The organism is Streptomyces sp. NPDC048297 (assembly GCF_043201585.1).
Lineage (GTDB): Bacteria > Actinomycetota > Actinomycetes > Streptomycetales > Streptomycetaceae > Streptomyces.
On the sequence record NZ_JBICZA010000024.1, the window covers coordinates 61,474 to 84,815 of the forward strand.

Here is a 23,342-nt window from a genome sequence, read left to right on the forward strand (position 1 = left end):
CCTTACGGCCGGGGCAGGTGCCGCTCCGCGAACTCCATTTCCAGGCGGACCTGCTTGATGCGTTCGTCCACGACCAGGGAGCCGTGGCCGGCGTCGTAGCGGTAGACCTCGTGGGGGGCGCCGCGGGATTCCAGGCGCTTGACGTAGTTGTCGATCTGGCGGATGGGGCAGCGGGGGTCGTTGACGCCCGCGGAGATGTAGACGGGGGCCTTGACCTGGTCGACGTAGGTCAGCGGGGAGGAGGCCTCGAAGCGTTCGGGAACCTCCTCGGGGGTGCCGCCCAGCAGGGTGCGGTCCATGGCCTTCAGGGCTTCCATCTCGTCGTGGTACGCGGTGACGTAGTCCGCGACCGGCACGACGGCGATGCCCACCGTCCAGGCGTCGGGCTGGGTGCCGATGCCGAGGAGGGTGAGGTAGCCGCCCCAGGAGCCGCCGGTGAGGACCAGGCGGTCGGGGTCGGCGAGGCCGGAGTCGATCGCCCACGCGCGGACGGCCGCCACGTCCTCCAGCTCGATCAGGCCGACCCGGTGCTTGAGGGCGTCCGTCCAGGCGCGGCCGTAGCCCGTGGAGCCGCGGTAGTTGACGCGGACCACCGCGTAGCCCTGGTCGACCCAGGCGGCCGGGCCCGCGGCGAACGAGTCGCTGTCGTGCCAGGTCGGACCGCCGTGCAGGTCGAAGACGGTGGGAAGGGGGCCGGTCGCGCCGGCCGGCTTCTGGACGAGGGCGTGGATGCGGCCGCCGGGGCCCTCCACCCACACGTCCTCCACGGACACGGAGGGCGGGCACGCCATGCCCGGAGGGTCCAGGACCACACCGCCCGCCGTCGAGCGGACCACCGGCGGCTCGGCGGCCGACGACCACAGGTACTCCACGCTGCCGTCGGGCCGGGCACTCGCCCCGGAGACCGTGCCGGGCGGGGTGGGGATACGGGTCAGCTCGTGGCCCGCGAGGTCGTAGCGGAACAGCTCGCTGCGGGCCTCCTGGCTGTGGGCGACGAGCAGGGCGCTGCCGTCCGGGTACCACTCGGCGCCGACGTCACCGGGCAGGTCCAGGGACAGGTCCGTCTCCTCGCCGGTCGCCACGTCCCACACCAGCGGCTCCCAGTGGCCACGGCGCTGGTGGCCGATGAGCAGCCGGGTGTCACCGGTGACGGGGGCGAAGCCCAGGACCTCCAGGCCCAGTTCCTCGGCACCGCCCTTGGTGTCGTCCAGCTCGGCGACCGTCGTGCCGTCCGGGCGCAGGACACGCAGCGCCGAGTGCATGGCGTCGCCGTGCTCGGTGTGCTCGACGGCGATCAGCGAGCCGTCGTGGGAGAGGTCGCCGACGCCGGCCGACTCGCGGTGCCGGTAGATCTCCACCGGGTCCTCGCCCTCGCGGGCGAGATGGATCGTCGTACCGTCCTCGTCGGTCGAGCGGCCGACGACCGCCGTGCGGCCGTCACGCGCCAGGGCCAGGCCCGCCGGGTAGGAGGGGTCGAGACCGGGGACGGCCGGCTCGTCCGGACCGCCGCCGAAGGGCTGGCGGCGCCAGATCCCGAACTCGTCGCCGTCCTTGTCGTCGAACCACCAGATCCACGCCCCGTCCGGGGAGAGCGTGCCGTCCGTGGTGCCGTTGGGCCGGTTGGTGACCTGCCGCTGTTCGCCGGTCTTCCGGTCCCACGCGTAGATCTCGTACGTGCCGGTCGCGTTCGACACGAACAGGCTGCGGTCGGGGGCGTCCTCTGCCCAGTCGGGCAGCGAGACGCGAGGTGCTCGGAACCGCTTCTCCCAGTCGGGCATGGCTGCATCAGTCGTCATGCCTCTATTCAACCAAATGGCGCGACCTGCCAAGAACGGGTTTCGGAAACGCTAAACCCCGCATTCTTTCACGCATTTTGATCGCTAGGTCGAAACCATGGAACGGGCTAGAACTCAAGTAATTCCTGAGAATCTTCGCGGCCACAGCTCGGCCCCTGGATAACCGAGCGCATGGATGAATGGGACGCGCTGGCTTTCCCGCGTATCGACCGGATATCCCGGGAGGTCCGCTACTTCTCCGAACTCCTCGACCGGGTCGAGGACAACAACAAGCACATCGTTACTGTTGCTGGAAGCGGAAAGCCGCCACCGTTGCCTGCGTCATCCAGAACCCCGTCTGTGTCGGGGGCATCGTCATGTCCGGGCGGAAAGGGTCAGGGAGCTACCGCACGAACGAGCATCGTGCCTACAGTCCTGCCTTCCGGCGGGTCGATGACGAATGCGGAAGCATCGGTGAATCCGTGGCCGGTGAGGAGTCGCTCCCATGCGGTTGGGCTGTGGTCGTGCCGCATACCTGCCCTGCCTGGTCGCGGACTCCGACTTCCGGCAGGCAGGTGCGAGAACGCCAGAATGCCACCCGCTGTCATGCGGGCCCGGATCAGTGGGAGCAGAGTCTCCGGATCGACGAACCAGACGGCGCCGAAGATCGAGAGCACGACATCGAATGTCTGGTCCGTCCCGCGCAGGAACGCCGTCGCCTCCGCCGTCCGGAACTCAAGTCCCGGCAGATCACCCCAGTGCTCCCGTGCCACAGCCTCGCGGGCGGGGGCGATGTCCACCCCGAGACCGGACGCGCCGAGGGTCACCAGGTGTGCCAGGTTGCTTCCGCTCCCCGAGCCGAGTTCCAACACCCGGCGCCCGGCCACAGGACCTAGAAGACTCTCGTTCGGCCCGTGCTCGGCGTACTGAGTCCAGTTCAGCCAGGTCGTATCTCCCTTGGCGTTCTCGGCCCTACGGGGCGTACTCCCGACCGCGTACCTGTCCCAGGACTCAGCCAATGACATGCGGTGTTCCTCTCCGGGAGCGGGGCCCACCCCCAACGTACGGGGATGAGCCCCCAACTCATGTGCTGTTCGGCCCTACTTGGGCGAGTCGTGGCATCCGGCGTGGCACTGGTTGCAGTCGGCCGCACTCTCCATGCCCCACTGGTCGGGGTCGACCTCGAACCCGGCCGCCTCGATGGCCTTGATCGTCCGTTCCAGGACCAGCGGACCGCCGTCCTGCGAGTCCTCAGCCAGGACGAATTCGCTCAGGGCCTACGCGGCGCGGGTGAGGAGCTGGGCGAACCCAACGACGCCTCCAAGCGACTCGTGCAACGCTGGGAGTCCGGGGAGACCAGGACATGCCGTCCGCTGTACGCGCGGGCGCTGAAGCGGTTCACGGGCCGTACCGGGCCCGCTATCACGGCGCCATTCAGATGCTGATCGAGCCGACAGGCCGACGCATGGCGGGCAAGTGGGTGGGGTTCGGGAAGGACTTCGACGTGAACACCGGACCGTGGGAGCTGAGCCTGCTCGACCGGTCGAGCGCCCGTGCGAGCATCGAGCGGTACTCGACCACTCCTGACTGAGGTCGGGGGAAGAACCCCGTCAGGGACCGGAGAGGCGGGGTCAGCGCGTGAGGAGAGCGAGGGATGCCCGGCGGGACCGGACAGGCGTCCCCAAGTCCGGCGTGTCCGGTGTGCCCGGTGTCCTGCTCTCACTCTTCGCCCCAGTCATGCCCCCATAGTGCCTGGCCGCACCCACAATCCGCCGACCACTGTGCCCAGCCTGTGGATAACTTTCCGGCCCCGCGCCCCGGAAGGCGACGGCGGCGCCGTACCGTGGGGGCGTGTACCGGTTTCTGCTGACATCCCGCTGGTGGGGCATCAACGTCTTCGTGCTGCTCGCCATCCCCTTCTGCATCTTCATGGGGTCCTGGCAGCTGGGCCGGTTCGAGGGGCGGGTGCAGGAACATCGCACCGCCACCGAACAGGCCGCCTCCGACCGCGACGAGGCCGCCCGGCCGCTGGCCGACCTGCTGCCGGTCGACAAGACCACCTCGGGACGGCGGGTCACCGCGAGCGGCCGGTACGGCACGCAGCTGCTGGTGCCCGGCCGGGAGCTGGACGGCAGGAACGGCTTCTACGTGCTGACCCTGCTGCGCACCGCTTCGGGCTCGTCCCTGCCCGTCGTACGGGGCTGGATCCCGGGCGCCGCGAACGCGTCGAAGGCGCCCGCCGCGCCCGCCGGCGAGGTCACCGTCACCGGCGCGCTCCAGGCGCCCGAGACGCCCGGGGACAACGGCGTCAGCGCCCAGGGCGGGCTGCCCGCGGGGCAGACGTCGGCGATCAGCCCGGCCTCGCTCGTCAACCTGGTGCCGGACAAGATGTACGACGCGTGGGTGACCCTCGACAGGGCCGACGCGGGCATGAAGGCCGTGCCCGCGACCGCGCCCGCGGGCACCGGCCTGGACCTGAAGGCGTTCCAGAACCTCGGCTACACCGGTGAGTGGTTCGTCTTCGCGGGCTTCACGCTCTTCATGTGGTTCCGGCTGCTGCGCCGCGAGGTGGAGTTCCAGCGCGACGCGGCACTCGGCCTCGTACAGGAGCAGGACCCCTCGGAGCAGGACCCCTCGGAGCAGGACCCCTCGGAGCAGGACCCCGAGAAGAATTACGACGCCGCGAGCACCCCGGTGTAGTACACCGTTCCCGCGCACGCGTTCGGCACCAGCGCCGTCGCCGACGGGGCGCCCGTCTCTCCGGTGTAGGTGACGACGACGCTGCCGTCGGCCGTCCCCTCCGCGAAGGTGAGCTGGGTGGTGGTGCCCGACGACGTGCCGGGGTCCGTGCTGCCGCTGCCGCCCGTGCTCGCGCCCTGCGAGGGCGAGGGGTCGGGCGAGGGGCCGCCGCTGCCCGAACCGCCGGTGCTGGTGCCGCCCGTGGCCGGACAGGTCTGCGAGGGCACGAAGGCGAACTTCTCCTGGTAGGCCCCGCCCGGCTGGAGGACCAGGCTGGAGGCCGCCGCGGTCGGGGCGGGCAGGCCGGCCGCCGGGTCCCCGGCCATGTGCTGGGAGACGGCGAGCTTGGTCTGGTCGGCCGCGCCCTGTGCCGTGGCGCCGACCGTGACCCCGCCGGAGACCGTGCAGGGGGTGCCCGAGACGTTGGTGACGCGGAAGGTGCCGTAGACGGCGCCCGCCGTGTCCGGGGCGGTCGCGGTGCCGGTGGCACCCAGCTGGGCCGACGTGCAGGCCAGGACGCCCGCGGTCGCGGTGGCGGCCGGGTCGGCGCCACTGCTCGCACCGGTCTCGCCGGCACCGGGGCTGCTCGACGCGTCGGGCGTGCCGGTGTCCGTGCCGGGGCCGGGGGTCTGGCCCTGGGAGCCGCCCGTGCCGCTGCCGGCGGCGTCCGGGTGCTTGCTCTGGCCGTTGCCGCCCTCGCTGACCGAGGACTGGCCGGCCATGGCGGTGTTGGGGTCGGAGCCGCCGGAGTTCGAGACGTGCACGAGGGCCGGGATCGCCGTGCCGATGAACAGGGCCGCCGCCGCCATGCCGACGGCCGCCTGGCGCTTGCGGGCCCGGCGTGCGGGCACCGCCCGGCGCAGGTGGTCCAGGGTGCCGGTGCGCGGCTCGATGTCGTCGACCGCCGAGTGCAGCAGCCGGCGCAGCGCCTGCTCGTCCGGTGCGAGCCCGTCGAGCCCGCCAAGCCCGCCAAGCCCGTCGCGCGAGCCGAGCGAGCCGATCCCTTCGAGGCCGTCGAGCCCGTCGAGGCCCTGGCCGAGTTCCTCGGAACCCTTGTCGCCGAGCCCCTCGGGGCCCTTCTCGTCGGGGCCGTGGTTCACAGTTCCGTTCCCAACGTGCGATGGCGTGTGGTCGTGCTCGTGCCGCTTCGTCGGCTCGCGCCAGGCGAAGGGCTCGTGGCGGGCGTGCGAGAGGCGTTCGTGAGGATCGCCCCCTTCGGAGTTGTCGCTCATCGGGTCGCCTCCATGGCGATCCGCAGCGCGGCGATGCCCCGCGAGCCGTACGCCTTCACCGAGCCGAGGGAGACACCGAGCGTCTCGGCGACCTGGGCCTCCGTCATGTCCGCGAAGTAGCGCAGCACGAGGACCTCGCGCTGACGGCGCTGCAGGCCCTTCATCGCCTTGATGAGGTCGCGCCGCTCCAGCGAGTCGTAGGCGCCCTCCTCGGCGCTCGCCATGTCGGGCATCGGCTTGGAGAGCAGCTTCAGACCGAGGATGCGCCGGCGCAGGGCGGAGCGGGAGAGGTTGACGACCGTCTGCCTGAGGTAGGCGAGGGTCTTCTCGGGGTCGCGGACGCGTTTGCGGGCCGAGTGGACCCGGATGAACGCCTCCTGGACGACGTCCTCGCAGGAGGCGGTGTCGTCGAGCAGCAGGGCGGCGAGACCGAGCAGCGAGCGGTAGTGCGCGCGGTAGGTCTCGGTGAGGTGGTCGACGGTGGTGCCGACGACCGCGGCGGGCGCGGTGTCCTCGGCGCCGTCGCGCTGGCCGGGTATGCGGGCGGGCCGCGTCGCGGGCATGGGCGCGATCACCGGCATGCCGCCGGCCGGGCCGGCGACACGCAGACGGTGTGCCGCGCGGGACGGCCGGAGAGCCGCGGCGCCGCCGGCCGCTGGGGACACCCCCTGCTCGAAGAGTCCGGGGGTGAGTTCGAGTACCTCTGCCACGCCGGTTGGACACGTTTACCCCCGCAAGGGTTGTACGTGCCGGACGTCACACGTGCGACGACCGACGGTGCCTCAAGTGCCGCCATGCGCCCCGCTCTTCCCCTATGTCCCATGTGAACGGGCGTCCCCACGCCCCGACCATGGCGTCCCCACGCCAGGATCCTTACGCCCCGGTCCCACCACGGATGAACTCGGAGCCCACCGAGGGTGACCGCAAAGACGCTCCCCGCCCTGCGCGCGGTTGCGCGGGGCGGGGAGGGAAATCCTCTGTTGCTGTGGTTGCGGGTTCAAGTGGTTTGGACCATGGTTCCGGCCACAGTTCTTAAAATGATCCTACAAACGTCTTACCCGCGAGGTTGGACGTCGCCTGTGATCTCCGTCGCCACCAGCTCCGCGATCTGCGCGGTGTTGAGCGCGGCACCCTTGCGCAGGTTGTCGCCGCACACGAAGAGTTCCAGCGCGGTCGGGTCGTCCAGGGCCCGCCGGACCCGGCCGACCCAGGTGGGGTCGGTGCCCACGACGTCGGCGGGGGTGGGGAACTCACCGGCGGCCGGGTCGTCGTACAGGACGACCCCGGGGGCGGTGGCGAGGATCTCGCGGGCGCCGTCGACGCTCACCTCGCCCTGGAAGCGGGCGTGGACGGTCAGCGAGTGCGTGGTGATCACCGGCACCCGGACACAGGTCACGGCGACCGGCAGCTGGGGCAGTCCGAGGATCTTGCGGGACTCGTCCCGCACCTTCATCTCCTCCGACGACCAGCCGTCCTCGCGCAGCGACCCGGCCCACGGGACGACGTTGAGCGCGACCGGCTCCGGGAAGGGCCCGGTGTCCTCCCCCACGGCCCGCCGTACGTCGCCGGGAGTGGTCCCCAGCTCCGTACCGGCCACCAGGGACAGCTGGGCCCGCAGCGCCTCCACCCCGGCCCGTCCTGCGCCGCTCACCGCCTGGTACGACGACACGACCAGCTCGCGCAGCCCGAACTCGGCGTGCAGCGCGCCCAGGGCGACGATCATCGACAGGGTCGTGCAGTTGGGGTTGGCGACGATGCCGCGCGGCCGGGTACGCACCGCGTGCGCGTTGACCTCGGGGACGACGAGCGGCACGTCCGGGTCCGTGCGGAAGGCCGCCGAGTTGTCGACGACGACCACACCGCGCGCGGCGGCGATCGGCGCCCACTCGGCCGCGACCTCGTCGGGCACGTCGAACATCGCGACGTCGATCCCGTCGAAGGCCTCCTCGCTCAGCGCGACGACCTCGGTCTCCTCGCCGCGCACGGTCAGCTTGCGGCCGGCCGAGCGCGGCGAGGCGACCAGACGGATCTCGCCCCAGACGTCCGCGCGCTGGGACAGGATCTGGAGCATGACCGCGCCGACGGCTCCGGTCGCTCCCACGACCGCGAGTGCCGGCTTGCCGGTCGACGCCATCAGCGGCCGGTTCCTCCGTAGACGACGGCCTCGTCGGAGTCGGAGTCGAGCCCGAAGGCGGAGTGCACGGCGCGCACGGCCTCCGGGACGTCGTCGCCACGGGTGACGACCGAGATACGGATCTCCGAGGTGGAGATCAGCTCGATGTTGACCCCGGCGTCGCTGAGCGCCTCGAAGAAGGTCGCGGTGACGCCCGGGTTCGTCTTCATACCGGCGCCGACCAGGGAGATCTTGCCGATCTGGTCGTCGTAGCGCAGCGAGTCGAAGCCGATGCCGCCCTTGTTGCGCTCCAGCTCGTCGATGGCCTTGCGGCCCTCGGTCTTGGGCAGCGTGAAGGAGATGTCCGTCAGGCCCGTGGACGCGGCGGACACGTTCTGCACGACCATGTCGATGTTGATCTGCGCGTCGGCGATGGCGCGGAAGATCGCGGCGGCCTCGCCCGGCTTGTCCGGCACACCGACGACAGTGACCTTGGCCTCGGAGGTGTCGTGCGCGACACCCGAGATGATGGCCTGCTCCACCTTCTTGTCCCCTTGCTCGATCGGCTCGCTGCTGACCCACGTGCCCTGCAGCCCGCTGAAGGACGAGCGGACGTGGATCGGGATGTTGTAACGGCGGGCGTACTCCACACAGCGGTGGAGCAGCACCTTGGAGCCGGAGGCGGCGAGCTCCAGCATGTCCTCGAAGGAGATCCAGTCGATCTTCTTCGCCATCTTCACCACGCGCGGGTCGGCGGTGAACACGCCGTCGACGTCGGTGTAGATCTCGCAGACCTCGGCGTCGAGCGCGGCGGCCAGCGCCACGGCCGTCGTGTCGGACCCGCCGCGCCCCAGCGTGGTGATGTCCTTCTTGTCGGCGCTGACGCCCTGGAAACCGGCGACGATGGCGATGTTGCCCTCGTCCAGCGCGGTGCGGATGCGGCCGGGCGTGACGTCGATGATCCGGGCTTTGTTGTGGACCGAGTCGGTGATGACGCCTGCCTGGCTGCCGGTGAACGACTGGGCCTCGTGGCCCAGGTTTTTGATCGCCATGGCCAGCAGGGCCATGGAGATACGCTCTCCGGCGGTCAGCAGCATGTCGAACTCACGCCCGGCAGGCATCGGCGATACCTGCTCGGCGAGATCGATCAGCTCGTCCGTCGTGTCGCCCATCGCGGAGACCACGACAACCACCTGGTTGCCGTTCTTCTTGGCTTCCACGATCCGCTTGGCGACGCGCTTGATGCCCTCGGCATCGGCTACGGAGGAGCCTCCGTACTTCTGCACGACAAGGCCCACGTGCGCTCCTCGCTCGGTTCGTTTATGTCGGCTCAGTCTATCGAGCGTCCGAATTTTCCCTGTCCGATACCGCATGGTGAGACATTCGGGCCGCCCGTTCCGGACGCTCACATGCCCGGACGGGGGCACGTCACGCACGGAAGTGGGCCGTGTCACACGATCCGGTCGACCAGCCGAACCGTGGAGACGAACGCCGCCCAGGTGGGCGCGGCCACGTGAAGCTCGGGGCCTGCGGGGACCTTGGAGTCACGCACGTGGACGGCGGTGGAGAGGGCCGCCACTTCGACGCAGGCGCCGCCTTCGTTGTCGCTGTGGCTCGACTTGAACCAGTTCAGAGCGACCTCGACGCAAGCGCCGCCTTCGGAGTCGCTGTAGCTCGACTTAAACCAGTTCAGGGCGACCTCAACGCAGTTGCCGCCCTCGCTGTCGCTGTAGCTCGACTTGAACCACTGCAATTGGTCGTTCATCGCTGATCCGCCATCCTCTCGATGAAACGGGCCGACTCGTCGGGGCCGAGAGCCTGCGTCCGGATCATGCTAAGCCGCTCGGTCGCCCGGCTGACAACCCCCGGATCAGCCGACAACTCACTGGCGAACGCGCCTTCCGTAAAGGCGAATCGCTCGTGGTCCCGGGTCTCCAGCAACACCATGGGGCCCATGAGCGCCGCAGGGATGGCCCGCTCGAAAGGAAGCACCTGCACAAGGACGTTCCGAGGGCGAGACGCCTCCAGCAGGTGATGAAGCTGTTCTTTGTCCACCTGGGGGCTGCACAGGGCGGCTTCGTAAACAACGAAGCTCAGACCCACCGTCGGCTTCCGGGCCGTGAGGATGGCCTGTCGCTCCATTCGGGCCGCGATCCGCTCCTCCACCACCTCTTCGTCAAGAGGTGGGACATGGTTGTCAATGAGCGCTCGCGCGTACCGCTGGGTCTGCAACAGGCCGGGGATGTACGTGACTTCGTACCACCAGATGCTGGTCGCCTCGCGCTCCCGCTCCATGAAGTCCTGAGCCCGCGCCGGAAACCGCTCCAGGTTCAGGAACGGTTTCGCCGCGCTCAACATCCCGTGTGCGTCACACAGTTCGTCCGCCACGTCCAGCACCCGAGGAGTCGGTCTGCGGACCCCCCGTTCCATCGACGCGATGGTCTCCGTGGAGTAGTTGGCGGCGGAAGCCAGCTTCTCGCGGCTGACGTCCGCCTTGATGCGCCAGCGCTTCATCTGGTCGCCGCTGTAACGCCAGGCGGCGGGCGGCTGGTTGTTGCTGTCCGTACCCGACAAGGTCACCACCTCCGACCGGGCGCGCCCCCTTGCGCACCCTTTCCGGCTCGCTACCGAGCGTAGCGTTCCGTATGCCGTCGTGTGACCGAATTCGGAACGGGAGGCGTCACTTCCCCTGGCGCATACCGAGCGGTGCGCCGATCTCCTCGGCCATCACCCGGCCCGCCTCGATCTCCAGGGTCTCGTCGCCCACGCCCTGGTCGGTGTCGAGACCGTCCAGCTCCTCCAGGGGCTGGTTGAGGCGGACGTGGATGAGGACCGACTGCAGGGCGCGCAGGACGGCGGAGGCGGTCGGGCCCCAGTTGGAGAAGTAGGAGAACTGCCACCACCACAGGGCCTCCGCGGTGCGGCCCGAGCGGTAGTGGGCCATGCCGTGGCGCAGGTCGGTGATGATGCCGGCGATGTCGTCGGAGAGCCGCGCGGGCACGGGGGCCTTGCGGGGCTCGTACGGGTCGAAGACCTCGGAGTAGACGTCCACCGGTTCCAGCAGCCGGGCCAGGTTCTCGCGCAGCTCGTCGACGTCCGGCTCCGGGCCCAGGTCGGGTTCGTAGCGCTCGTCGGGGAGGATGTCCTCGTGCGCGCCGAGACGGCCGCCGGCCAGCAGCAGCTGGGAGATCTCCAGCAGCAGGAAGGGCACCGTCGAGCCGGGCTCGTCGCCCCTCGCCACCTCGGTGACGGCCACCAGGAAGCTTTCGATCTGGTCCGAGACCTGGACCGCGAAGTCGTCCGGGTTCTGCGACGTGGCGTGCAGCGTGGCGTCAGACATCTAGGAGTCGTCTCCCCTCGAAGGCGCGGCCGAGGGTGACCTCGTCCGCGTATTCCAGGTCGCCACCCACCGGGAGGCCGCTGGCCAGGCGGGTGACCTTCAGGCCCATGGGCTTGATCATGCGGGCGAGGTACGTCGCCGTCGCCTCGCCCTCGAGGTTGGGGTCCGTGGCGAGGATCAGCTCGGTGACCGTGCCGTCGGCCAGCCGGGCGAGCAGCTCCCTTATCCGCAGGTCGTCCGGGCCGACGCCCTCGATCGGGCTGATCGCGCCGCCGAGCACGTGGTAGCGGCCCCGGAACTCGCGGGTGCGCTCGATCGCCACGACGTCCTTGGGCTCCTCGACCACGCAGATGACCGTGGGGTCGCGGCGCGGGTCGCGGCAGATGTTGCACAGCTCTTCCTGCGCCACGTTGCCGCAGGTCGCGCAGAAACGGACCTTCGCCTTCACTTCCAGGAGGGCCTGCGCGAGCCGCTTCACGTCCGTCGGCTCCGCCTGGAGGATGTGAAAAGCGATCCGCTGCGCGCTCTTCGGACCGACGCCGGGCAGCCGCCCCAGCTCGTCGATGAGGTCCTGGACCACGCCTTCGTACACCGGACTGCCCTTCCTGGAGACCTTTCGGTACGTACCGTAGTTGGCTGCCGCCTGTCCTAGGAAGGCGGCGGGGGTGTCGCACAGGTGGCGAACACCCGAACGGTCAGCGGATCAGGCCCGCGTCAGAACGGCAGGCCGGGGATACCGCCGCCGCCCAGGCCCTGTGCCAGCGGGCCCAGTTTCTGCTGCTGGAGGCTCTGCGCGTTCGCGTTGGCCGCCTGGACGGCCGCCACGATCAGGTCGGCGAGGGTCTCGGTGTCCTCCGGGTCCACCGCCTTCGGGTCGATCTTCAGCGCGCGCAGCTCGCCGGAACCGGTCACGGTGGCCTGCACCAGACCGCCGCCCGCCTGCCCGTCGACCTCCGTGTTCGCCAGTTCCTCCTGCGCCCGCTGCAGGTCCTGCTGCATCTTCTGGGCCTGCTGAAGCAACTGCTGCATGTTGGGCTGGCCACCACCGGGGATCACGATCAGCTCCTGGTTTCCTCGTGCACTCTCGGCTGCTTCTCCGTTGTGCACGAGCCTACGTGGTCTACGCGACCGTCGCTCCGCCACTCTTTCGAGTGAGAACGTCACCGTGTCTATACCTGATCAACACCCCCTTACGGGCGGAAAAGCCGGGAAAGGGTCTTCCCCGCCACCCATTGGGCGGTAGGAAGGGGGCCGCACGTCGGCATCCAATGTCACGCAGTGTGAGCGACCACGTCCGATGCGTGGTTCCGTGCCGTGTTCCGTGCTGTGCTCTGTGCCGTGTGTGCCGTATGTGCCGTGTTGTGTGCCGTGTCGTGTGCCGTGTTGTGTGCCGTTTTCCGTCCCGTGTACCGGGTGTCGAGTTCGGTGTCGTGTCAGTAGGGAGTGCCGGGTGGGTCAGCCGGAGATGCAGCCCGAGGGTCCGCCTCAGGACGGGTGGGGCGAGGGTGCGGCCGGGCTGCGGCCGGGCGATCTGACCGGGCGGTCCCTGCCGCTCGGCGACTGGGGCGAGCCGGCCGAGCGGCTGGACGAGCTGTACCGGTGGGTGGAGCGCGGGGCGCTGCAGACCGCGTCCTGGTACCTGGAGGACCGGGTGTGGAAGCGGCGCGGTGCGCGGGCGCTGCGGGGCGGGGCGGCGGCGGGAGCGGTCGTCGGGGCCGCGCTGCCGCTGCTGGACCTCACGCGGGTGGTCGGCGGGGTCGCGCCCTGGGGCTATCTGGCCCTGCTCGTCGCCGTGGCCTGTGTCGCCGTCGACCGCTGCCTCGGGGTCACGTCCGGCTGGATGCGGGACGTGGCCACCGCGCAGGCCGTGCAACGGCGGCTGCAGGCGCTGCAGTTCGACTGGGCGTCCGAGTGCGTACGAGAGGTTCTCGGGCCGGCCGAGGGGACGGCGAGCGAGGCCGCCGAGCGGTGTCTCGGGGTGCTGCGGAAGTTCTCCGAGGACGTCACCGATCTCGTCCGCCTGGAGACGGCGGACTGGATGGTGGAGTTCCGTACCGGGGCGGCGCCGCTCGGGATCCAGGCGGCGGTGACGTCCGGGGCGCGGTCGGAGTCGGGAGGGTCGGCGGGGCGGTTCCCGCTCTCCTCGGCGAACGGCACCCGGCCGAACATGCCGCGGCAGCGGCCGCCGGAGCCGCGGTGACGCTCCGCTGGGTTCCGGTTGGTGTTCGGCTCGGGTCCGGTTCAGCTCGGTCGCTGTCTTCGGGTCACTGTCTGGTGTACGTCAGGCTCTCGCCGCCGGACTTCTTCGCGCGCTTCAGCTGTCCGTCCGGGAGCAGGGTGACCTCCGTCGGCTCGCCTGGAGAGCAGGAGGAGGCGGGCTGTCCGGAGCTGACGGTGGACGGGCCGATCTCCAACGGGCCGTCACCGGTGGGGCGTTCGGACAGAGTCGCCTCGAACACGCAGTGGTAGGAGCCGCCGCCGGTGGGGCCGTCGGCGACGAGGGTGAGGACCTTGTCGCCCACGTGGCCCTGCGTGATGGTCAGTTGCCGGGTGCTGGTGCCGTCGGCGCCGTCGATCGTGGTGGTCCAGGTGCCGAGGTAGGACTCGGGGATCGCGCCGTTCTTGGGGGCGGGGGTGTTGGATTTGGTGGGGGGCTGGGTGGTGGGGGTGGTCGGGGTGCCGGATCCGTGGTCGTCGGCGTGCTGCTGCATGAGGGCGTAGACGGAGCCGCCGGCGCCCAGGGCGACGACGAGGGCGACGAGGATCAGGAGGATGGTGGAGCGGGTGTTTCTGCGCTCAGGGGGGCGTGGGGGGAAGTTGTAGGGGTGGTACGGGTAGGGGTGGGGGGTGCGGTAGGGCTGGGGGGTGCGGTAGGGGTGTGCGTTTGCGGGTGCGTTTGCGGGTGCGGGTGTGTGGGTGGGCACCCGGCCTCCGGCCGGGTTCGGGTTCCCACCCGCACCACCCGTGCGGATTGCGTTGTCGGGTGCCGGTGGCCCCTGTGGGGGGTACCCGCCGTTGGCGACTGCGGGAGCGCGCGCGGGCGCGGGAGCGGACGGGTGCGCGGGGGCGGGGGTGGGCGCGATGACCGTGGGGGTCGGGGGCGTGGGGACGGGTGCGGTGGGGGTGGGGTGTGCGGGGCCAGGCCCGGTGAAGGGCGCGGGCGTGGACGCCGGGGCGGTGGGGGTTGAGTGCGCGGGACCAGGTCCGGTGGGCAGCGCGGGCGTGGAGGCCGGCGTGGTGGGGGTCGGGTGTGCGGGGCCAGGCCCGGTGAAGGGCGCGGGCGTGGACGCCGGGGCGGTGGGAGTCGGGTGTCCGGGGCCAGGCCCGGTGAAGGGCGCGGGCGTGGAAGCCGGGGCGGTGGGAGTCGGGTGTCCGGGACCAGGCCCGGCGAAGGGCGCGGGCGTGGAAGCCGGGGCGGTGGGAGTCGGGTGTCCGGGGCCAGGCCCGGTGGGCAGCGCGGGCGTGGACGCCGGGGCGGTGGGGGTCGGGTGTCCGGGGCCAGGTCCGGTGAAGGGCGCGGGCGTGGACGCCGGGGCGGTGGGGGTCGGGTGTGCCGGGGGCGGGGTGGTGGAGGTGGGGGTTTCGGTGTTGAGGAGTTGGATGGCGTGGCGGCCCAGTTGGGCGACCAGGGCGCTGGGAAGCCAGGGGTCGTGGGAGCGGCCGTCGGAGACGGTGTCGCCGGCGCCCGTGAGGTCGAGGATGTGGTCCAGGGTGGGGCGGGCGGCGGGGGATTTCCGTAGGCACTCGCGCACCAGGTCGGCCATGCCCTCCGGCATCCCCTCCAGGTCGGGCTCCTCCTGCGCGATCCGGAACATCACGGCGTGGACGCCGCTGTCCGAGCCCCCGAAGGGCAGCGCGCCGGTGGCGGCGTAGGCCAGGACCGAGCCCAGGCAGAACACGTCGCAGGCCGCGGTGACCCGGTCCCCGCGCACCTGCTCGGGCGCCATGAAGCCGGGCGACCCGACCAGCGAACCGGTACGGGTGAGCCCGTCGCCCGACGCCGTCTCCAGCGCCCGCGCGATCCCGAAGTCGATCACCCGTGGCCCGTCGATGGTCACGAGGACGTTGGAGGGCTTCAGGTCCCGGTGCACGATCCCGGCCGCGTGGATGTCCTTCAGCGCGTGCGCGAGACCGGCCGCGAGGATGCGGACCGAGCGTTCGGGCAGCGCCCCGTGGTCGTGGCCGACGATCTGCTGCAGGCTCGGTCCGGCCACGTAGCCGGTCGCCACCCACGGCACCTCCGCCTCGGTGTCCGCGTCCAGCACGGGGGCGGTCCAGTGGCCGCCGACCTCGCGCGCGGCCCGCACCTCCTGCCGGAACCGCGCCCGGAACTCCTCCTGCGCGGCCAGCTCCGGCCGGACCAGCTTCACGGCGACGGTACGGCCCCGCTCCGAGCGGGCCAGATACACGTGCCCCATCCCGCCCGCGCCCAGCCGCGCCAGCGGCCGGTACGCGCCGATGCGCGGCGGATCCCCCGGTCCCAGCTTCTCCACGCCCGCCCCGCCTTCCCCCGAGCGCGCACCCCATAGGTGTGCGCCTGACCGAGAATAATGCGGCCGCACGAGGGCGTCGTCGGCAGCCTGTCGACAACCTGTCGCAAAAACGGCCCGCCCACGGAACAGGACGCCGATGTCGCGTCCGCATGCCGGACATTTACGCTCGCCCGCATGACCCCTCAGCCCAATCCGGAAGCCGGCGCCGCAGTGAAGGCCGCGGACCGCGCCCACGTGTTCCACTCCTGGTCCGCCCAGGACCTCATCGACCCGCTCGCCGTCGCCGGCGCCGAGGGGTCCTATTTCTGGGACTACGACGGCAAGCGGTACCTGGACTTCACCAGCGGGCTCGTCTACACCAACATCGGCTACCAGCACCCGAAGGTCGTCGCCGCGATCCAGGAGCAGGCCGCGAAGCTGACCACCTTCGCGCCCGCCTTCGCGATCGAGGCCCGCTCGGAGGCCGCCCGGCTGATCGCCGAGCGCACCCCCGGCGACCTGGACAAGATCTTCTTCACCAACGGCGGCGCCGACGCCGTCGAGCACGCGGTGCGCATGGCCCGGCTGCACACGGGCCGCCCGAAGGTGCTCGCGGCCTACCGCTCGTACCACGGCGGTACGCAGCAGGCCGTGAACATCACCGGTGACCCGCGCCGCTGGGCCTCCGACAGCGCGAGCGCCGGTGTCGTCCACTTCTGGGCGCCCTACCTCTACCGCTCCCGTTTCTACGCGGAGACCGAGGAGCAGGAGTGCGCGCGGGCGCTGGAGCACCTGGAGACGACGATCGCCTTCGAGGGGCCCGGCACGATCGCCGCGATCATCCTGGAGACCGTTCCGGGCACCGCCGGGATCATGATGCCGCCGCCCGGTTATCTCGCCGGGGTGCGGGAGCTGTGCGACCGGCACGGGATCGTCTTCGTGCTGGACGAGGTCATGGCCGGTTTCGGGCGCACCGGTGAGTGGTTCGCGGCCGACCTCTTCGGCGTCGTCCCGGACCTGATGACCTTCGCCAAGGGTGTGAACTCCGGTTACGTGCCCCTCGGCGGCGTGGCCATTTCACAGAAGATCGCGGAGACCTTCGGCAAGCGGCCCTACCCGGGCGGTCTGACTTACTCCGGGCACCCCCTGGCCTGCGCCGCGGCCGTCGCCACGATCAACGTGATGGCGGAGGAAGGCGTCGTCGAGAACGCCAAGCGGCTCGGCGAGAGCGTCGTGGGCCCCGCTCTCACCGAGCTGGCCGAGCGGCACCCGAGCGTCGGCGAGGTGCGCGGCACCGGCATGTTCTGGGCGCTGGACCTGGTGAGGAACCGGGAGACCCGCGAGCCGCTGGTGCCGTACAACGCGGCCGGTGAGGCCAACGCCCCGATGGCCGCGTTCACGGCCGCCGCCAAGAAGCACGGCGTGTGGCCCTTCGTGAACATGAACCGCACCCATGTGGTGCCGCCGTGCAACGTGACGGAGGCCGAGCTGAAGGAGGGTCTCGCGGCCCTGGACGCGGCCTTGAGCGTGGCTGACGAACACACGGTGTGACCGGCGGGCAACTGCCGCCGGGCCGACCCGACGCGTAAGGTGACGTGCTCGTAAGAACTCAGTGCGAGTACGTCACCCTTTCGCGTGAGGAGAGTCCCGGACATGCCCGGCAACGGCACCGTGACGCGGAACACCCTGCGCCGGCAGATCGCGGACGCGCTGCGCGACGAGGTCCTCGCGGGGCGGCTGCTGCCGGGCGGGGCGTTCACGGTCAAGGAGATCGCCGAACAGTACGGCGTCTCGGCGACCCCGGTGCGCGAGGCGCTCGTCGACCTGTCCGCGCAGGGCATCCTGGAGGCCGACCAGCACCGCGGCTTCCGCGTCCCCGAGTACTCGGTGGCCGACTACCGGAGCATGATCGAGGCCCGGAGCATGGTCACCGACGGCATGTTCCAGAGCCTCACCGCCGGCCACCCCGCCTTCGCCGAGTCCCCCGGCCCCCGTACGGCGGCGGCGCTGGCCGCGGTGCGCCGGCGCGGCGAGGAGGCCCAGCGCGCCGCGGCGGCCGGTGACTTCGGCGTGCTCATCGGCTACGACCTGCGCTTCTGGCGCGAGTTGAGCGGCCTGTTCGGCAACCCCTACCTCGCCGACTTCCTGCACCGGCTGCGCGTGCAGTCCTGGGTGTGCGCGGTGCAGCACCTGCGCCGGGTGCCCGATGTGCGCGGCCGGCTGTGGGCCGGGCACACGGAGCTGGTCGACGCGCTGTCCCGGCGCGATCCCGCGGCGGCCCGCGCGATCGTCGCCGCCGCCAACGCGCACTCCCTGGAGCTGGTGGAACGCCTGACCAACGGGTAAGGGACCGTTACCCTTCCCAGACCACCTGCTTGTGTGCGTGTACGCGTGCGTGCCGATGATGCGAGGAGCTCTCTTTGGCCTGTGACCTGTGGCTGGTACCGCTCGTCGACGTGTTGTGCCACACCCCGGACAACCCCTTCGCCGAGGAACTCGCGCACTACAACAACGCGCTGGCCGCGGCCGGTCTCCCGCCGGTGCCGGTGTACCAGTACATGCCGGGTCTGTCCGGCGAGGTCGCCCCGGTGGCCGGATTCGACTACGACGCGCTGCACTTCCTGCGCCGCGCCTATCTCCTCCAGGTCTGCGGGCTGCCGGTGACCCCGGTGGACGAACTCGGCGGCGACTACGAGCAGTTGCTGGAGATGTTCGAGTCCACCGCACAGCAGTCCCACCTGGTCTGGCACTACGACCACGCGGGCGCCTACGTCCCCGTCGACTTCCCGCACCCGCTGTCGTCCGACGAACTCCTCGAAGGCGGCGGCCCGTTGGGCTCCTCGCACGCGCTTCTTCGGGAGCTGGAGCACATCGCCCCGGCCATCGGCATCGACCCGGCCAACCCGCCCGCCGCCCCGGCCCCGCCGGCGGCCCCCACGGAGCTGGAGGAGCCGGCCGTCGCGGCGCCGTACGACCCGAGCCCCTTCGCCCGCGAACGGCACGTGTGGCTGGGCCTGCACGCGGCGGCGACCCGGAGCCTGGCCCAGGGCTCGATGATCGTCTTCAGCTGACCCCGCTCGTCCGTCCAGCCGGTCCGGGCCGGACCGGCTGGACGGACGGACGGACGGTGCCGGGGACCGGCACCCCTCCCGGCTCAGGCGTCCGGGAACACCGGTGTGCCGTCCTGCGTCAGCTTCCAGTTGGTGACCGCGAAGTCGGCCGGGTCCAGGGCCTTCTTGGCCGTCACGTAGTCGATCATCAGCTGGCGGATCTCGTCGGTGGAGCTGTACGCGATGTCGGCGGTCGCGATGTGCGGGTAGCCCGAACCGCCGTTCGCCCGGTAGTTGTTGACGGCCACCACGAAGACCTGGCTGTCGGAGACCGGGGCGCCGCCGTAGCTGAGGTTCCTGATCCTCGACCCCTCGGGCCGCGCGATGTCGATCTCGTAGTCGACGCCCGCCGCCGTGTCGTACATGTAGTCCCAGAACTTGTTGGCGTTGGTGAGGGTCGCGGTGTCGACCTTCGTGCCGGACGGGACCTGGTGATAGTACTTCGCCGCGAACTCCAGGTAGTCCTTGAGCTGGGCGCCGGTCAGCTTCTTGCCGTAGAGGGTGTTGTCGTAGATGTAGAGGCCGGCGACGTCCTTGATGGTGACGTCGCCCCGCGGGATGTCGGCGGTGCGGCTGAAGGGCGCGGCGACGGAGATCAGCGGGAGCGCCGCGTCGGCCGTCGACAGGCCCGACCTCACGGTCTCCGTCTGCACCTTGTGGATGAAGTCCATGATCGGCACGTCCTTCCAGCAGGACTCCGCCGCCGAGAGGTCCTGTGTGCAGGTGCCGACCGCCGTGTTGACGTACGTGACCACCAGTTCGTGGTCGGCCTCCAGGAGCCTTTTGATCTCCGGGTCCTCGTCCACCGTGTTGGCGTTGAGGGTCTGGGCCGTCTTGCCCGTCACCTTCCAGCGGCCGTGGTGGAGTTCGAGTGCGAAGTCGAAGACGCTGAGGCGGTAGCCCCAGCAGTACGGCTCGGAGAGCAGCACCTCCTCGCCGGTCTCGGCGTTCTTCACGGTGTACGACGGCACCTCGACGTGGGTGTGGCCGACGAGGATCGCGTCGATGCCGGGGACCTGCTCGGCGACCAGGTTGGAGGCGTTCTCGACGTAGGGCAGGGAGTCGCCCCAGGACGAGGAGCCGTCGAGCCCGGAGTGGTCGGTGAGGAAGACGACGTCGCAGCCGAGGGCGCGCAGCCGGGGCACGTACTTCCTCGCCTGCTCCACCAGCCCGGGGAACACCATCTTCCCGCCGACGTTGTCCTTGTCCCACAGGGCGATGCCGGGGTTGGTGAGGCCGAGGATGCCGACCTTGATGTCGGGCGCGCCGGGCACCCGGATCCGCTTCACGGTGTACGGCGTGAAGGCGGGCCGCAGCGTCTTCGCGTCGAGCGCGTTGGCGCCGAGGAGCGGGAAGCGGCACTGGCTCTCGAACTTACGCAGGACGTCGATGCCGTAGTTGAACTCGTGGTTGCCGAGGGCGGCGGCGTCGTAGCGCATGTGGTTCATGGCGACGGCCATCGGGTGCCGGGGGCCGGCCGTGCCGTCGGTGCCGGTGATCGGGTCGACGCGGGCGAAGTAGTAGGCCAGGGAGGTGCCCTGGATGATGTCGCCGGCGTCGACGAGCAGGACGCGGTCCTCGCCCTTGGCCGCGCGCTGCCGCTCGACGAGCGTGGCGACCCGGGCGACGCCGCAGGAGTTGCCGGCGCTGTCGGTGTAGGCGGCGTCCTTGTAGTAGTCCCAGTCGAAGACGTGGCCGTGCAGGTCGGTGGTGCCGAGGATGGAGAACGACCAGGTGCGGGGGCGGTGTTCGCTCCCCCGCCCGCTCTCCCGCTCGGCCGCCTGCGCGGGCGCCTGCGCCGCCGCGGTCCCCGCGGCGGCGACGGCCGCCCCGGTGACGGCCGACTTCTTCACGAACTCCCGGCGGTTCATGGGGCTGAGAGGCATTCAGGGCTCCAGGGGCGAGGCGACGAGGCGACAGGGGCCGCGACGGCGACGAGGGCCGGACACGGCAACTACCCGCGTAGATGCTTGTCTTCGGCCCCTCCCCTGAGAACCACGAACAACCCAAGGGCCGGTCAAGGAACTTCATGTCCATGACCGGCCCGTGAAGGGTTCCCGAACAACGGGACTACAGGAACGAGTTGATCTCGATCGTCTCGTCCCGGCCCGGACCCACGCCGATCGCGGAGATCGGGGCGCCGGACATCTCCTCCAGCGCCTTGACGTAGTTCTGGGCGTTCTTCGGCAGGTCGGAGAAGGACTTCGCCTTGGTGATGTCCTCGGACCAGCCGGGCAGGTTCTCGTACACCGGCTTCGCGTGGTGGAAGTCGGTCTGCGAGTACGGCAGCTCCTCGACGCGCTTGCCGTCGATCTCGTACGCCACGCAGACCGGGATCTGCTCCCAGCCGGTGAGGACGTCGAGCTTGGTGAGGAAGAAGTCCGTCAGGCCGTTCACGCGGGTCGCGTAGCGGGCGATCACGGCGTCGAACCAGCCGCAGCGGCGGTCACGGCCGGTGGTCACGCCCCGCTCGCCGCCGATGCGGCGCAGCGCCTCGCCGTCCTCGTCGAACAGCTCGGTCGGGAAGGGACCGGAGCCGACACGGGTCGTGTAGGCCTTGAGGATGCCGATGACCCGGCTGATCTTCGTCGGGCCCACGCCGGCGCCGGTGCAGGCGCCGCCCGCGGTCGGGTTCGAGGAGGTGACGAAGGGGTACGTGCCGTGGTCGATGTCCAGCAGAGTGCCCTGGCCACCCTCGAACAGGACGACCTTGTCGTCCTCCAGGGCCTGGTTCAGGATCAGCACCGTGTCGGCGACGTACGGCCTGATCTGCTCCGCGTAGCCGAGCAGCTCCTCGACCACCTGGTCGGTGGCGATGGCGCGCCGGTTGTAGAGCTTGGTGAGCAGCTGGTTCTTGACGTCGAGGGCCGCCTCGACCTTCTGCTGGAGGATCGACTCGTCGTACAGGTCCTGGACCCGGATGCCGACGCGGTTGATCTTGTCGGCGTAGGTCGGGCCGATGCCGCGCCCGGTCGTACCGATCTTCCGCTTGCCGAGGAAGCGTTCCGTCACCTTGTCGACCGTCACGTTGTACGGCGTGATGACGTGCGCGTTACCGCTGATCAGGAGCTTGGACGTGTCGACGCCACGCTCGTTCAGACCGCTCAGCTCGGAGAGCAGGACCGACGGGTCGACGACGACTCCGTTGCCGATGACCGGAACACATGTGGGCGAGAGGATTCCGGAAGGGAGCAGATGCAGTGCGTACTTCTGGTCGCCGACGACGACCGTGTGGCCGGCGTTGTTGCCGCCCTGGTATCGCACCACATAGTCGACGGAGCCACCGAGCAGGTCCGTCGCCTTTCCCTTGCCTTCGTCACCCCACTGAGCACCGAGCAGCACAAGTGCGGGCACGCGCGTACACCCCTTCCGGGCGGGGCATGTCCAAGGTCGGGGCGTGGGCGTAAGGTTCACCGCCGCGTGCCACAGCGACCACCGTTGGCCGCAAACCGTCGGACCGGATGCCCCGGAATAGACGAAGCCCCTGGCGCAATAGCGCAAGGGGCTCTTGCACAAAGATGCTACCCGAGGAAGTGAGGCAGGACCGAGGTGGCGACTTTCGCGACGTCCGACCAGCTGCTGGTGATCATCGATCCGGGGGCACGGGAGGCGGACGGGGAGTCCGTACGCATCGCGAAAGACGTGCTCAGCGCGGGTGCGGCGGCCAAGGTGTGCCTGCCGGAGGGGCCGGAGGAATTCGCCCGGGTCCTCGGCAGGCGGGGGTCCCGGCGCCCGGTCGTGGTCGGCGACGACCGGGCGCTGGTCCGCGCCGTGACCCTGCTGCACCGGCACCGCGAGCTGGCCGGATGCGCGCTGTCGGTGGTGCCGGTCGGGGAGGCGGGCCTCGCCCGGTCCCTCGGTGTGCCCGCCGGGGCGGTGGCGTCCGCGCGGGCCGTGCTGGAGGGGGTGGAGCGGCGCCTCGACCTGCTGGTCGACGACAGCGACGGCGTCGTCCTCGGCGCCCTGGGCATCCCGCCGGCGCCGCGGCGTCCGGGCGCCCGCGAACCGGTTCCGGCGCCGCCCGGACGGCCGTGGCTGCGCTCGACGTACCGCTCCCTGGTCCGCACCCTGGGCCCCCGCCCCGCCCGCCCCGGCGGCATACCGGCGCCGGGCCCGTCCCGGCTGCGGGTGGAGGTCGACGGCGAGACGGTCGTGGACCTGGACCGGCCCGTGGAGGCGGTGTCGGTGACACCGGGTTCCGGCGGCCTCGCCCGGGTGGAGGTCCGCCCACTGCCGCTGGACACCCAGGAGCCCGCGTTCAGCGTCTCCGGGCACGCGGTGACCGTGGCGGGCGGCGACTTCCGCTACCGCGCCGACGCGGCGGTCTCAGGCCCGGTACGAAGGCGGACGTGGCGCGGGGTGGAGGGGGCGTGGGGTCTGGTACTGCCGTCAGCGTGAGCCGGGAGCCTGGAAACCGGCGGTGACGAGGGGACAGCCGAACGGGGCGGGGATGGTCAGCTTCTCCCCGAACGGCTTCGTCTCGCGCGACTCGTATCCCTTGGCCGAGGGATTCCCGAACACCGTGACCTGCTCCTCCCGCATGCATAGCCGGCGCCGACGT

Annotated in this window: 21 protein-coding genes and 1 pseudogene; 7 read left to right on the plus strand and 15 right to left on the minus strand. The window is 70.8% G+C overall.

Annotated features, from left to right (window positions below; genetic code table 11):
• Positions 1-2: 2 nt before the first annotated feature.
• Positions 3-1,796, minus strand: coding sequence for a S9 family peptidase (locus tag ACGFYV_RS24845; RefSeq protein WP_393880643.1), 1,794 nt, complete (start codon positions 1,794-1,796; stop codon positions 3-5).
• A 374-nt stretch (positions 1,797-2,170) separates the two neighbouring features.
• A complete protein-coding gene (locus ACGFYV_RS24850) occupies positions 2,171-2,800 on the minus strand; it encodes a class I SAM-dependent methyltransferase (RefSeq protein ID WP_393880644.1) in 630 nt (209 codons plus the stop codon).
• A 216-nt stretch (positions 2,801-3,016) separates the two neighbouring features.
• On the opposite strand from ACGFYV_RS24850, the pseudogene ACGFYV_RS24855 reads away from it, so the two are divergent.
• Positions 3,017-3,366, plus strand: a pseudogene (locus ACGFYV_RS24855) (hypothetical protein).
• Positions 3,367-3,626: 260 nt separating this feature from the next.
• A complete protein-coding gene (locus ACGFYV_RS24860; protein WP_393880645.1) occupies positions 3,627-4,475 on the plus strand; it encodes an SURF1 family protein in 849 nt (282 codons plus the stop codon).
• Here ACGFYV_RS24860 and ACGFYV_RS24865 read toward each other — a convergent pair.
• The 9 genes from ACGFYV_RS24865 to ACGFYV_RS24905 form a co-directional block, all read right to left on the minus strand.
• Entirely contained in the window at positions 4,448-5,746 is a 1,299-nt protein-coding gene (locus ACGFYV_RS24865) for a hypothetical protein (RefSeq protein WP_393880646.1), read from the minus strand. The genes ACGFYV_RS24860 and ACGFYV_RS24865 overlap by 28 nt on opposite strands.
• Positions 5,743-6,327, minus strand: coding sequence for a SigE family RNA polymerase sigma factor (locus tag ACGFYV_RS24870; RefSeq protein ID WP_393880707.1), 585 nt, complete (start codon positions 6,325-6,327; stop codon positions 5,743-5,745). The genes ACGFYV_RS24865 and ACGFYV_RS24870 overlap by 4 nt, the downstream gene beginning before the upstream one ends.
• A gap of 473 nt (positions 6,328-6,800) precedes the next feature.
• Entirely contained in the window at positions 6,801-7,880 is a 1,080-nt protein-coding gene (locus ACGFYV_RS24875) for an aspartate-semialdehyde dehydrogenase (protein WP_393880647.1), read from the minus strand.
• Positions 7,880-9,157 (minus strand): aspartate kinase, encoded by a 1,278-nt coding sequence (locus tag ACGFYV_RS24880; RefSeq protein ID WP_393880648.1) that lies wholly within the window; start codon positions 9,155-9,157, stop codon positions 7,880-7,882. The genes ACGFYV_RS24875 and ACGFYV_RS24880 overlap by 1 nt, the downstream gene beginning before the upstream one ends.
• A 152-nt stretch (positions 9,158-9,309) precedes the next feature.
• Positions 9,310-9,624 carry a DUF397 domain-containing protein gene (locus ACGFYV_RS24885; protein ID WP_393880649.1) on the minus strand — a complete coding sequence of 105 codons (315 nt, stop codon included), beginning with the start codon at positions 9,622-9,624 and terminating at the stop codon, positions 9,310-9,312.
• Positions 9,621-10,373 carry a helix-turn-helix domain-containing protein gene (locus ACGFYV_RS24890; RefSeq protein WP_393880708.1) on the minus strand — a complete coding sequence of 251 codons (753 nt, stop codon included), beginning with the start codon at positions 10,371-10,373 and terminating at the stop codon, positions 9,621-9,623. Before ACGFYV_RS24890 ends, ACGFYV_RS24885 begins: the two co-directional genes overlap by 4 nt.
• A gap of 166 nt (positions 10,374-10,539) precedes the next feature.
• On the minus strand, positions 10,540-11,199 hold the full coding sequence (locus ACGFYV_RS24895) for a DUF5063 domain-containing protein (protein ID WP_393880650.1): 660 nt from the start codon (positions 11,197-11,199) through the stop codon (positions 10,540-10,542).
• Positions 11,192-11,791, minus strand: a complete 600-nt coding sequence (gene recR / locus ACGFYV_RS24900) for a recombination mediator RecR (protein WP_393880651.1) — start codon at positions 11,789-11,791, stop codon at positions 11,192-11,194. Before recR ends, ACGFYV_RS24895 begins: the two co-directional genes overlap by 8 nt.
• Before the next feature lie 122 nt (positions 11,792-11,913).
• Positions 11,914-12,255: a YbaB/EbfC family nucleoid-associated protein gene (locus ACGFYV_RS24905; RefSeq protein ID WP_393880652.1), complete on the minus strand. Its 342-nt coding sequence runs from the start codon at positions 12,253-12,255 to the stop codon at positions 11,914-11,916.
• Positions 12,256-12,649: 394 nt separating this feature from the next.
• Here ACGFYV_RS24905 and ACGFYV_RS24910 point away from each other — a divergent pair, with 394 nt between their 5' ends.
• The gene (locus ACGFYV_RS24910) at positions 12,650-13,399 is read left to right on the plus strand and encodes an SLATT domain-containing protein (RefSeq protein WP_393880653.1); all 750 of its coding nucleotides are present in this window, start codon (positions 12,650-12,652) and stop codon (positions 13,397-13,399) included.
• Between the two features lie 64 nt (positions 13,400-13,463).
• Here ACGFYV_RS24910 and ACGFYV_RS24915 read toward each other — a convergent pair whose 3' ends face one another.
• A complete protein-coding gene (locus ACGFYV_RS24915) occupies positions 13,464-15,692 on the minus strand; it encodes a protein kinase (protein WP_393880654.1) in 2,229 nt (742 codons plus the stop codon).
• A gap of 174 nt (positions 15,693-15,866) precedes the next feature.
• Here ACGFYV_RS24915 and ACGFYV_RS24920 point away from each other — a divergent pair, with 174 nt between their 5' ends.
• The 3 genes from ACGFYV_RS24920 to ACGFYV_RS24930 all read left to right on the plus strand — a co-directional run bounded on the left by ACGFYV_RS24920 (position 15,867) and on the right by ACGFYV_RS24930 (position 18,742).
• Positions 15,867-17,222 (plus strand): aspartate aminotransferase family protein, encoded by a 1,356-nt coding sequence (locus ACGFYV_RS24920; protein WP_393880655.1) that lies wholly within the window; start codon positions 15,867-15,869, stop codon positions 17,220-17,222.
• A 102-nt stretch (positions 17,223-17,324) separates the two neighbouring features.
• Positions 17,325-18,017, plus strand: a complete 693-nt coding sequence (locus ACGFYV_RS24925; RefSeq protein WP_393880656.1) for a GntR family transcriptional regulator — start codon at positions 17,325-17,327, stop codon at positions 18,015-18,017.
• Between the two features lie 74 nt (positions 18,018-18,091).
• Entirely contained in the window at positions 18,092-18,742 is a 651-nt protein-coding gene (locus tag ACGFYV_RS24930) for a hypothetical protein (protein WP_393880657.1), read from the plus strand.
• Positions 18,743-18,825: 83 nt separating this feature from the next.
• Here ACGFYV_RS24930 and ACGFYV_RS24935 read toward each other — a convergent pair whose 3' ends face one another.
• Together ACGFYV_RS24935 and ACGFYV_RS24940 are read right to left on the minus strand one after the other, a co-directional pair.
• The gene (locus ACGFYV_RS24935) at positions 18,826-20,667 is read right to left on the minus strand and encodes a bifunctional metallophosphatase/5'-nucleotidase (protein ID WP_393880658.1); all 1,842 of its coding nucleotides are present in this window, start codon (positions 20,665-20,667) and stop codon (positions 18,826-18,828) included.
• Positions 20,668-20,851: 184 nt separating this feature from the next.
• Positions 20,852-22,135, minus strand: a complete 1,284-nt coding sequence (locus tag ACGFYV_RS24940; protein ID WP_393880659.1) for an adenylosuccinate synthase — start codon at positions 22,133-22,135, stop codon at positions 20,852-20,854.
• A 195-nt stretch (positions 22,136-22,330) separates the two neighbouring features.
• Here ACGFYV_RS24940 and ACGFYV_RS24945 point away from each other — a divergent pair, with 195 nt between their 5' ends.
• Positions 22,331-23,179, plus strand: a complete 849-nt coding sequence (locus ACGFYV_RS24945) for a diacylglycerol kinase (RefSeq protein WP_393880660.1) — start codon at positions 22,331-22,333, stop codon at positions 23,177-23,179.
• On the opposite strand, the gene ACGFYV_RS24950 is transcribed toward ACGFYV_RS24945, so the two are convergent.
• On the minus strand, positions 23,171-23,302 hold the full coding sequence (locus ACGFYV_RS24950) for a hypothetical protein (protein ID WP_393880661.1): 132 nt from the start codon (positions 23,300-23,302) through the stop codon (positions 23,171-23,173). The genes ACGFYV_RS24945 and ACGFYV_RS24950 overlap by 9 nt on opposite strands.
• Positions 23,303-23,342 lie beyond the last annotated feature (40 nt).